This window comes from Vibrio caribbeanicus ATCC BAA-2122, from assembly GCF_000165125.1.
Taxonomy (GTDB): domain Bacteria; phylum Pseudomonadota; class Gammaproteobacteria; order Enterobacterales; family Vibrionaceae; genus Vibrio; species Vibrio caribbeanicus.
Window position 1 is genome coordinate 34,125 of record NZ_AEIU01000086.1, and the last position, 12,501, is coordinate 46,625.

Annotated in this window: 5 protein-coding genes; 1 reads left to right on the forward strand and 4 read right to left on the reverse strand. The window is 43.1% G+C overall.

From position 1 onward, the window contains the following. Positions 1–28: 28 nt before the first annotated feature. The 4 genes from RH40_RS14015 to RH40_RS14030 all read right to left on the reverse strand — a co-directional run bounded on the left by RH40_RS14015 (position 29) and on the right by RH40_RS14030 (position 10,496). A complete protein-coding gene (locus tag RH40_RS14015) occupies positions 29–5,530 on the reverse strand; it encodes a type I polyketide synthase (RefSeq protein WP_009602232.1) in 5,502 nt (1,833 codons plus the stop codon). Positions 5,531–5,661: 131 nt separating this feature from the next. After that, complete coding sequence (locus RH40_RS14020; protein WP_009602233.1) at positions 5,662–5,928, reverse strand: phosphopantetheine-binding protein; 267 nt, start codon at positions 5,926–5,928, stop codon at positions 5,662–5,664. Between the two features lie 13 nt (positions 5,929–5,941). Continuing rightward, the gene (locus RH40_RS14025; RefSeq protein ID WP_009602235.1) at positions 5,942–7,426 is read right to left on the reverse strand and encodes a non-ribosomal peptide synthetase; all 1,485 of its coding nucleotides are present in this window, start codon (positions 7,424–7,426) and stop codon (positions 5,942–5,944) included. 22 nt (positions 7,427–7,448) lie between these two features. Continuing rightward, entirely contained in the window at positions 7,449–10,496 is a 3,048-nt protein-coding gene (locus RH40_RS14030) for a non-ribosomal peptide synthetase (protein WP_009602237.1), read from the reverse strand. Between the two features lie 317 nt (positions 10,497–10,813). Between RH40_RS14030 and RH40_RS14035 the strand changes: the two genes are divergently transcribed. Continuing rightward, positions 10,814–11,824, forward strand: coding sequence for a methyltransferase (locus RH40_RS14035; protein WP_009602239.1), 1,011 nt, complete (start codon positions 10,814–10,816; stop codon positions 11,822–11,824). Positions 11,825–12,501 lie beyond the last annotated feature (677 nt).

Consider the following 12,501-nt stretch of genomic DNA (forward strand, 5'->3'; position numbering starts at 1 on the left):
CCGAGTGTGTACTCGGGGCAACCGTAACTTAGTCCTCCTGAAGGAGTGCTTCGAATGCACTCATTATTAGGCCTGATAGTCCACGTACAGTTTGATCTTGGTAAAATAGATCGACGCGAATATCGACTTCGAATTTGGCTGAGACTCGCGAAACTATCTGTACCGCCAGTAACGAATTACCACCTAATTCAACAAAATTATCCTCGATACCTATTCCTGAAATGCCCAAGATGGATTGCCAAATAGAAATGACTTCTTGTTCAATTTCATTGCTTGGTGCCACATAGGCCACCGAAAGTTCGGGTCTTGAATGACCTTGATTCACTTCGCTGGCGCTCTCTTGTTTCTGGCTATCCTCTTTTTCTGGGGTGGCTTCATAGATAAGCTGTCCCAAATCGCTGGTCACAACGACAAGCTGTTCAAACTCTAGATGTGCCAACTGGCGTTTAAGCGCATCGAGGCCCTCAAAGTAAAGAATGTCTTTATCGGTGAGATCCACATCAACGGGTTTCTCTACCTTTAGCGGGGCTGAATCGGTGGCGACTTGATTGTCGGCATTAATCTTGATGAGTGTGTAGTTTTCTAAAACCATCAAAGGTTGGTTATCTGAGGATAGAAAAACAATATCTAAGATAATGGTCGAGTTCTCTGAGTGATGTGGTTGTTTGAGTTTAATATGGACATAGCACTCGCCATCAAGTGGTGCTAGATAGCTCACTTTGCCATAACTTATCGGAAGATAATTATCAGTGGTTATCAGGGTAACAACACGTATTGATACCGAATCTATAACAGCTGGGTGATACGGGAACTGGTCAAAGTCAGTTTGAAATTTACTATCAAGGTCTTTTTTGATCAGCCATTCATCTTGGCCTTGCCAGACGGTTTTTGGACAATTCCAACGTTCGCTGAGCGATAAGAAGGTTTCTCCAGTCAGTTTATTTTTATAGTCTTGACCTACTAGCTGTTCTGGCAACTGTGTTGGGCATCTGGCTAGGATCTGGTCGATAGACTCGCTTTGAGGCAGTTCCGTTTGCTCACAGGCAAGATTTCCTAATGCATGTTCCTCCCACTCAATATCTCGTACGCCTCGGCTGCGCAAGCTAAAGCTGTAGCCGTTGCTTTCACTGCGTACGAATAAGCGCAACTCTCTTGGCCAAGCATGATGGAAAATAGCAGGCTTGGTGAGTAGCAGGTTTTTAACACTCAAGTTTTCTTCGGGCTTGATTTCTGTCATCAGACAATGAAGCATAGACAGGATAGTGGCCCCAACTAATGTTGGTTGCTCGGATAAGCAGTGCTCGTTTATGGCCCAATCTTTCCTGACATCAAGATTGACACGAAATGCTTCTTCCATTCCTTTTCGGCCTAATGAGGTCAACAAGCTTGAGGTATTGGTGTCATTGCGTTTGGCTTTATCTTTTTCATCGAGTTCACGTGCGTATTTGACTGCCATACCGATATCGCCCCACTTACCCCAGTTAATAGCGATGGTTCTACCGGAGCGATTTTGGTTACGGTAACTGGCAAATACATCCATAAAGGCGTTACCAGAGCAGTAGTCAATTCGAGCTTCATCACCAACAATTGAGCTGATTGAAGAGAATAAAATCATAAACTCAGGAGGATTATGTTGTGTTAATTCATCCAATATTAGTGAGCCGAGAATTTTGGGCTCAAGTACATCGGCACAATCTTGATCTGCCTTCAGAGGGATGATCCCACCACCAGCAATACCTGCAGTATGGAAAATGCCGTTAAAGTAATCGTATTGCTCAAATAACTCGGACATTGCGATATAATCTGACGCATCAACATTGACCAGCTCAACATGATTACCTTGCTCTTCCAGTTTCATGATGCAGGCGAGTTTTTCACTGATGGGGTCATCAATGGCGTGTTGCTGGATCCAATGATGCCAAGCCTCACGTTCAGGCAAATGACTCCTATAGGTAAGTACAAGTTTGGCATTACTGATACTGGCAATATGTTCAGCGACTAGCATACCAAGTCCACCTAAACCACCGGTAATGAGATAGGTGCCATCATCACGGAACTGGGCGGGAAGGCCTGGTTGAGATGACTCAAGATGAACGGCTTGATAGTCCTCTTGCCAACGATTTCCACCTCGATAGGCGGTCAGTTCACCATCGGTGATCATATGACTCTCCGCAATCAGACATTTGGCAAGACTTTGGAGGTTAACGTGCTCCATACTTTCATCCACCCAATCAATGTCGACTAGATGGCAATTGACATCAGGGTATTCATGGTAGAACACTCTTGCAGGACCAATGAGTAGGGCTTGCTCTGGGTTATAGACTTTCTCACCTGCAATGCTGAAGATATTGTTGGAGACGAGCACTAGGTGTAAATCATCGAGAAGATTCTCGTTGATCAGTGCTTGCTGCAGGTAAAGCGGACTATAAAATGCGTCAAGCTGTTGTTCGCGACTTGTATCAAAAGTTCGGCGTGTTTTCTCTGGACAGACGTTCCATAAATCAATAATCCGAGTAGGCTTGATACTATCTTCTTTCAATGTTTTGAGTAGCTCGACATAGTCTTCTCTACTGGTTGGATCGATGATGTAAGAGGGTAATGTGTGATGGTTCTCTTTTTGAAAACACACACCCTTAAAAACAACGGTAATGGTTTGATCTAGTGGTTTTAGCTGTTCAATAATCTGATTCGCAATGCCATATTCGTCGGCGAAGATAAGCCAGGACTGCTCCTCGGCTAGTTCCTCATTAGGGAGGAAGGCACTTGGAATGGTGCGTTTCCAAGTCGGCATATAGAACCAGTCACCCACGTCTTTTTTCTTGCGTTTTAATTCGGTTTCGCTCGCAGAGTTTCGGGTCGAATCAGCACGGTTTGTTTGAACATCAGGCAATTTAAATTCGCTACGCTCAAATGGATAACCGGGTAGAGAGAGACGAAGGCGTCTTGTTTCGTGCATTGTGCGCCAGTTAACGGCTACACCATTAGACCATAGCTGGCCGACAGAACTGGCAAAGTGCCCAACTGTTTTTGATACCTCTTTTGCGATAGGTAGTGAGGAATACACCTCGGCATTTAGGCTGTCATCTTGTGTAAAGTGCTGCTTAGCGGCAGATTCGAGTGAACGTCCAGGTCCAACTTCAAAAGCAACAAAACCCTCTGGGTAGCGTGACATCAAAGTATCAAAGGCTTGTGAGAATAACACAGGGTTGCGTACATGGCCGACCCAATAGTCGCTGCTTTGCGCGAGTTCATTGGTAATTTCCTGACCGTTGACGGTAGAAATAAATGGAATCGTTGCTGGGCTTAACTTTATATTATCCATCACGGTTTTAAAGTCGGGCAGCATTGGGTCCATCATACGCGAATGGAAGCCATGAGAGGTATCAAGGTGCTTGCAGAAAATTCCCTCTTCTTCCAGTTCATCTTGGAAAGACTCTATGGCATCAAGTTCTCCCGCAACCACACAAAGCTCTGGATAATTAACTGCAGCGATATCTAAGTTGTGTGCCTTTAGACGTTCTTTGATTTGGTCTTGTGGCATCAAGACAGCTAACATTGCACCGGCTGGTAATGCTTGTACCATCTGACCGCGGACGGCCACAGCTTTCAGAGCATCTTGTAGCGAAAATACTCCAGATAGGCAGGCAGCCACGTATTCACCAACACTATGACCTATCATGATGTCTGGGTTAATACCCCATGAAGTGATGAGTTTTGCCAAACTGTACTCAACCACGAATAGTGCGGGTTGGGTGAATTGAGTTTGGTTGATCTGACGAGCCGCATCGGGAGCTCGGTTGAAAATGATGTCACGTAAGTCCTGTTTAAGTACAGTGGTCAGATAGTCACAGCATTCATCAAAAGCCGTCTTGAATACCGGGTAGGTTTGATAGAGATCATGAGACATCTCAAGGTATTGATTACCTTGTCCAGGGAATAGAAAAACAACTGGCTTTTGGGTTTTATCTCGTTTGGCGGTTGGAGAGCTGCTCTCGAGTGCCTCAATCAGGGACTGATTACTATCACCTACAACACAGGTTGAAAACTCAAATTGTTTACGCCCCAATTGCATTGTGTAGGCAAGGTCAGCAATATTAGTCTCTGGGTGCTGTTTTAAATGGTCAGCGAGGCGCTGTTTCATCTTGGTCAATGCGTTTTTACTGCGAGCAGAAAGAGGGACAATGACGGGGGATTGAGCGAGCTCTGTTGGCGCAACTGTCGGCGCGGACTCCAAAATAACACATGCGTTAGTTCCGCCCACACCGAAAGAGTTGACTAGTGCATTGCTTGGCTTTCCCTCTTCAACGATGTTTGTCAGTTTTGTGTTCATAACAAACGGACTGTCGTTAAAGTCGATATTAGGATTCGGATTAAGATAGTGGAGTGAGGCAGGGAGCTGGCCGTACTTTAGAGCCATGGAAGATTTAATCAAACTAGCCATACCGGACGCTGCGTCTGTGTGACCGATATTAGTTTTTACCGAGCCGAGTAAACAAAATTGCTTTTTATCGGTGCTCTGAGCGAAGGCTTGTGAAAGTGATGAAAACTCAATCGGATCACCAAGAGCCGTTGCTGTACCATGTGCTTCGACAAAACGAATATTTTCCACGTCAACTTGGGCATTTTCGAGTGCTTGTCTCGCTACTTCAATTTGCCCATCTATAGCTGGGGCGGTAAAACCAGCTCTAAGGCTGCCGTCATTATTGATGGCACCACCTTTAATTAATGCGTAGATGTGGTCACCATCTTTTATCGCGTCTTTGGCTCTCTTAAGCAGTACAGCTCCTACACCACGACTGAATACCGTACCGTTAGCTCTTGAATCAAATGCGTAGCAACGTCCATCCGCAGATTCCATACCACCTTGCATATATTCATAGCCACGACGCTCGGGGGTATCGATGGAAACACCGCCAGCGATCACAGCATCACTTTCACGGCTTAGTAGACTGTTAATGCCCATCACAACAGCAACCATAGCGGTAGAGCACGCGGTTTGAACGTTTACACTGGGTCCTTTTAAATCGAGTTTGTAAGACACACGCGTGGTGACGTAATCTTTATCATTGTTGGTAACGACTGATGCACCGCTGGCAAATTGATCCACACTTGGGTGAGAGTGTACTTTGTTCAAATGCCATGCTGTTCCTGTGCCGCCAAAGACGCCGACTTTACCTGGGTATTCTGATGGTACATAACCTGCGTCTTCGAAAGCGTGCCAACTACTTTCCAAAAAAGCGCGATGTTGAGGATCCATGATCTCAGCATCGCGAGGAGTAATATCAAAAAATTGCGCGTCGAACTCTTGTGCATTGCCGAGAATACCGCGACGAGGGATGTAGTTGGGTGAAGCGATAAGTGTTTCGTCAACACCAGACTGGCGTAACTCTTCTTCTGAGAATGTCGTAATGGTTTCTATACCTTCAGCGAGATTTTTCCAGAATGTGGTGATGTTTTCTGCTCCTGGAAAACGCCCAGACATACCAACAATAGCTATATCTTGATCGCGTAGTGTTGTTTGGTCTTTCATATGCTACCTCACGGTTTGTATTTACTAATTCGGGTGATGGAATTCTGATACCAATCTGAGAGCAAGTGGTTGGCCTCTCAGATATGAGAAGATGTTGTAGTGTTCATTGAAGAAATTATATTTAGTCTTACTTAAGCTTTGCTTTGGTTTAAATGTTTTTGATAAATCTTTTTACTGAGTGTGGTTATTGTCGGGCATTGAAATAGATCTATTATGCTGACTGGAATATCAAGTTGTTTCTTTATTTCCCGATGAACTTTACTCATGAGTAAAGAGTTTCCACCGGCATCAAAAAAGTTTTCATCGTTTGATATATTTTTAACATTTAAAATAGACTTCCATATAAGGTTAATTTTTTCTTCAATGTTATTTTGTATTTTTTTTTCATCATTAAGCATTTTAGAAACCTCGTTAGTTGTGGTTTAAGATGGATTTGTTTATTTTGCCATTTGGTAATGTTGGTAGTGCGTCAACTTGGCAATAATGGGTAGGGCGCATGTAATGGGGTAATACACCCGATAAAGAAAGTCGTATCGCCTGAATATCGAGACTTTGTTGAGAAGCAGAAACACAAAAGGCTTTGATGGTGACGTCACCGCAAGAAGAGGTAACGGTAATCACAGCAGCGTGAGAGATGTCTTCAATATTTTGTAATTGAACTTCAATTTCTGCCAGTTCAATTCGATGTCCGCGGAGTTTGATCTGCGAGTCACAGCGGCCATGAAACAGCAAAGTGCCGTCGCTTTTTTCGCTCACCAAATCACCGGTTCGATACATTCTTTCCCCTGTAATTGGGTGTGCAAGAAAACGCTCTTCGGTAAGATCGTTACGTTTCAAGTAGCCTTTCGCTAAGGTATCGCCACCAAGATAAAGTTCACCACATTGGCCTCTAGCAACTGGGCGTAGCTGCTGATCGAAAATAAAGCCTTTGGCATGTGGAATTGGTATGCCAATTGGCACGATAGCGTCGTCTTGATTGGGTTCGCAAGGCCAGTGATAAGCAAAAATGGTGGCTTCAGTTGGTCCATATAAATTATGGATCTTCCCTCCAAATTGCTTGGCAAGGTCATTGACTAATTTTTGTGGTAGCGCTTCGCCTCCAGAGAAGATGTCGGTGATGGATGTGCAAGGTTTGAGCACATTGGCATCAAGGATAATCCTCAGTGCAGTGGGTACAAATTGAACCACATTCACATGGTGCCTGAGGACAAATGCGGCCAGTAAATCTGGATCGTACTTTTCATCCTCACTAATGAGTGCGCAGCCAGCACCACAAGTAAGGGGCCAAAAAATTTCCCACACTGAAATATCGAAGCTATATGTAGTCTGGTTAAGAACACGCTTATCCGTTGTTAAAGTGAACCTGCTCTGCATCCAGCCCAGATAGTGTGCCACGGTACGATGTGAGATCATGACGCCTTTTGGTTTGCCCGTAGAGCCCGATGTATACATGACATAACATAAGTCATCATCATTAATGTGAGGTAGCGCCGGGTTAGCGGTTTGGTGCATATCAAGTTCATTAATATTAAGGATGATTTGTGTGCCATGTAGCCAATCTAATTGGTCGTCATCATCGGTAATAATGAGCGCGGTCTCAGAGTGCTCAACCATGTAAGAGAGCCTTTCATTGGGATAGTAGGGATCAAGAGGTAAATAACAGCCACCTGATTTCATTACGCCAAGGAGAGTGGCGATTAAATGAATCCCTCTATTCATATGAACGCCAACAATATCTCCTGGCTTTATTCCTAGGCGTAATAATTTTTCCGCAATAATATTGGATCTATTATCAAGATTAGAATATGAGATTTCTTCTTCATTAGTAATGAGTGCAATATTATTCGGTTGTTTTTGTTTAGCACTTTTAAATTTTTCATGAATAAGCATCGACATAAAATTAACTCCACCTAAATCATTAATAAATAGCATCTGAAATTAGATTGAGATAATGCTCAGATAGCATAACAATATCGTCTTTGCTAAAAGCAGCTTGCTCGTAATCAAAGTGTATGGTCAGGCTTTCACCGTCACTAACCGTCAGATTGAGATCAGAGCGAGCAGTGCTTTCTGTCATGGCTTTGACGCTGAAGTGGCAGTGAGCAATTGTCATCGGATCAGGTACAGGGTTGAGGTAATTAAAACTGACCGGGAAGTGCAGATGCTCAAACCACCTTTGTTCACGCATGGCTGAGACAAGTTGAGGGTATGGGATAGATAGGTTTTCCACCAACGAATAGATATGCTTATGACTAGCATCAAGGAAAGAGCCTAGATTCTCTTTTGTTTCATGGATATCGTAATAGGTCAGCATATTGACGAAGCAGCCTATCTGAGTGTCATGCTGGCACATTGCCCGCGAAGAGACAGGTAAACCAATAGGGACGTGTTTGTAAGAGGTTCTCTTGTTTAATGCTCTACTAAACAGTGCCAAAAGCAATGAGTAAGGACTGGTTTTATGGGTTTGAGCAAATTGCTTAATCTGTTGGCTAAAGTCTTGTGACAACTCCAGCGAATAGCTGCGCGCAGCCGAATGTGGGTGTTGGGTATACGGAGATGCGTCGGCACCTTTGTCAATATAACTGGCAAATTGTCTCATCCAAAACTTCATTTCAGCCACTCGATTTGGGCATGCGCCTTTGTGTTGAGTTTGGTTGAAATGGTGCTCTACATTTTGTCCATAGCCATAGTCTCCGGCCAGAAATGCCTGATAGGCCTGAAGAAATTGCTCATAAAACAGACCAATAGATTCATGATCAAAGACTGCATGATGGACACGAATCAACACTGCATGTTCGGTTTGGTTTCGACTCATGACCGAAAGACTAATCGGCGCTGTGGTATCTATGTCTATTTCGCTCAGATCTGCGCATTCAATCAATGTTTGGTCAGATAAACGCTTGAGGTTATTCTCAAGGTGACTGACACCAATGCGTTTAATCAAGATATCGTCGGTTTTAAAGCCACCTTCTAGTGCGCAGTGGTCATCAAGATTAAAACGAGTACGCAGGATTGGATTATTGGTAAGCACTCGTTGAAGGCTCCAATTCAAGGCATCCAGTTCGATTTTTCCTTGGATATGAATCGCAAAAGCAGGCTGATAAGCGAGTTTGTTGTCGCTGGTTTGCTCAAGCGTCACAAAGTAGCTCTCTTGCGCTGATAAAGGCTGATATCCGTCATCGCTAGGGATGAGTGTTTGCTGAGCTGGATCTATTTCATCGGCTCCATTGGTCAAGTAATAGGGGATAACAGAGGCAAGGCGTCTTGGGGTCGGATTATTAAAAAATAGGTTAAGGTCAATCTCACTATACATGCGTCGGCGGATCAGAGTTCGCGCTCGCATGGCTTGTAGCGAGCTGCCCCCAAGCTCAAAAAAGTCATCATTGACACCAAGTGAGCTAAAGCCCAAGACTTCCTGCCATATATCAATGATGTCTTTTTCGAGTTCATTGCTGGGAGAACAATACTCTCCACTCAGATTGGGGCGCTCGCAGCGAGGTGCAGGAAGCCTTGATAGATCGAGCTTACCATTCGGCAGTTTGGGAAAAGACTCAAGATAGATAAATTGACTAGGGATCATGGCATCTGGGCAACGCTGTTTGAGAAAGCTGCGCAGATCCCATGCACTAGGTTTTTCCGATGTTTTTAAATAGCCAATCAGGGCGCCATCAATGTGTTTTACGGCAGCGTCCGCAATGGTCGAAAATTGGCGTAAATAAGCCTCGATTTCGCTTAGCTCAATCCTGACACCATTGATTTTGACTTGGCGATCTTTTCGTCCGAGATAGATCAGCTGGCCTTGATCGTTAAAGCGGCCAAGATCACCAGTTCGATGTGCAGTTTGCCCTGCATATTGGAAAAAACGTTGCTGGGTTAGGTTGGGTCGCTGACGATAACCCATTGCAACACCTGGCCCCGCGATACAGATTTCACCAATGTCACCTTTTGCTACGGGCTGATTATTTTTATCGAGTAAAAAGGCTTGGCTACCTTTTATTGCCTGACCAAGGTGCACCTCTTCTTTGGCACTTAACTCAGAGTAGGTACAGTTGGCGACCGTTTCTGTTGGCCCATAGAGATTAAAAAGGCGCACATTATCAATGGTGTGAAAGGTTCTTTGTTTAAGATCGTCTGCTACGGCTTCCCCAGATAGGAAGACGGTTTTGGGTAGCTGGTTTTCAATATTATGTGATTGAGCATAGTCTAAAAGCTCGTGCCATATGGTTGGCACACAATACAGCGCAGTATTATCTTGCTGATTGAGCCAACTCAACAAACGCTCTGGATGGTTGAGGATGCCACTGGGTAAAATATGCAGCGTATCGCCGCGTGATAGTGGTGAAAATAATTGGCTGACAGCCGCAGCAAAGCTGAGTGATGAGGTGAGAGGGAGCAGTGCTTGAGTTTTTGTCCACAACTCATTGTTAAACCAATTAATATAGTAACTAAGGTTGGCGTGATTAATTTCGACTCCTTTGGGGATGCCCGTTGAACCGGATGTGTAGAGAATGTAGGCAAGGTCTTCCTTTGTCACTTTTGGAAGGGTGACTCCATCGGTTGGAAAATGCTGAAATGGGTTCGACTCAATATTAATGATATTTTTTTTAGTGCCTGACAACTTTCTTTGCAAAGCCGTCGTGGTAATGATGGCCAAAGATCCAGCATCATTTAGGATTTGCATCAGTCTTTTTGGTGGCTGAAAAGATGAGAGGGGGACATAATTAAAACCTGCTTTCATCACACCAAGAATGATTGCAGGCAACAGCAGGCAAGGCTCAAGATAAATCGCAACATTGCCTTTTGGGTTATTTGGGTAGCATTCTAATAAGTAGTGCGCGACTTGATTCGAGAGAGTTTCTAATTCCAAAAAGCTAAGGGTATTTTCTCCAAATACAATGGCTTTTTTATGTGGATGGGTTGACGATTGCATGGCAATGGTTGCAAAAATAGGGACAATATTTTCCATTTTTATTACCTCTCGATTTCAGTCAGTGATGAAAGTTGAACAGACTTTGATATTATTTTTTTCTTACTATAAAAGTTATGACTGAAAACTTAGGATTTAATTAAGGAAGATTTTTTACGATTATTTAAAATATGAATAAAGATATTTAATTTTACAAATTACTTTTAAATCAGGAATTTGTACTTGCTTTAATGTTTATAGTGATAACTTTTTAACATTGAATTGACAGGTTTTTTTTGTCTTGTTTTTTCTTAATTAAATATTAAGACAAGCTCTTTAGCGTGGTCTCTAATTATAAATAACGTCAAGGTGATTGTATGGATAATTCAGAGGTAACCAAAAGAATTTCAGAAATAATGATGTTCCCTTTAGCCGCCAAATCTCTAAATGTATTAAGTGAATTGGGCATTGCCGATCATTTGCTATCTCATTCTTTAGCCATTGATGACTTAGCCCGGCGCTGTGAAGTGGATGCGACTATCTTAATGAACACGCTCAAGGTTGCCAATGTGTTTGGCTTTTTCTCCATTGCTGATAATGGCCTGATTGACAACAACGACAGCTCTTTGCTGCTGACTTCGACCAACCCTGATTCGATGCGCCACTTTTGCCAATTATTTGGTGATGAATATTATCAAGCTTATCAAGGCATGCTGAATACTTGCCAAACAAGCGAGTCTGGATTTAAACACATTTACCAGCAAACCTTGTACCAATACCTCGAACAAAATCCAACGCGTTCACTGGTCTACAATCTCGCTATGCGCGATTTTTCGCGTCCGGTTGGGTTGGCTCTGTCTAGAGCATGCGCTGATACCTTTGAACAGGCAGGCTCAGTGCTTGATATTGGTGGTGGCAGTGGTGTGATTGCATCACAGTTGGTTAGAGCCTTTCCACATTTGTCTGCAAGTGTGTTGGATAGAGCCGATGTGTGTGAGCAATGTACGCCTTATCTTGATGCTTGCGATAATATCGAGATGATTCCGGGGGATTTCTTTCAATCTATACCCTCAGGCTATGATGTTTTGGTATTGAAAAATGTCTTGCACAATTGGAACAATGAGTCGTGTCAGCGCATTCTTAAGTCGATTCATGCCTCACTCGGAGAGGGAAAGTTGCTGGTGATTGAGCCTCTGGTCGAATCCGAGGAGGCCTCACCCCGACTGGTGTTTAATGCCTTGTTTCAATCAGTGATTTGTGAAGATGGTACCTACCAGCGCAGTGAGGCTGATATGAAGGCATTGCTAACGCAATGTGATTTATCATTGGTGAGTTGTACCAAGTTGCCAACAGGTCACACAGTTCTGGAGTTAGTGAAAAAGATTTAAATCATAGAGGCGAACAAGGAGGCTATCATAGTTTAGTCTCCTTCTTTGATAACTTTTCAGGATAATGTGATTGGATGTAGTTGGCAAAGTTTAACCCTGATTACCCCATAACAGTCTTTGTACAGCTTCTCTCTTGTTACCCTTACCGCTCTCCACAGCGCACTTTCTCGTCTACCAGATACATCGTTAGTGATGTTTTCAGTCCAATATGTCATACCCTGTACGACTGGATTAATGTATGAAAATAGCAACTATTATGACAATGATTCAGGCAAGAGGACATCGGTAGTAAAATGTGATTGATTGTGGGCCGGTAGTCCCTGTTAAAGATAGATCCTACTGTACGGAATCAATAAAAGTTATTGATTTTATTTTCAAAAAATTTTCCCTAACTCTAAGTGCTCGTAATACGCATCAATTTCATCCGCAAAATGTAACAAAATGTGACTTTTCTCTCAGTGTTATTTATAAATTTGATTTTTTTATATTAAATAATTCATACAATCAATGGTTTAGATTAACATGTTTCATTGTTGGTGGTGGTGTTTTAACTGATTTTCTGTCAGTTATAACATTGAATCATTGACAAACCAGAACGTGCTTTAAGTACTTTAAAATAACCAACAACTATAAAAAGGTATTTATGAAAATTCCTATGAAGTCCATTTTAGGCCAAA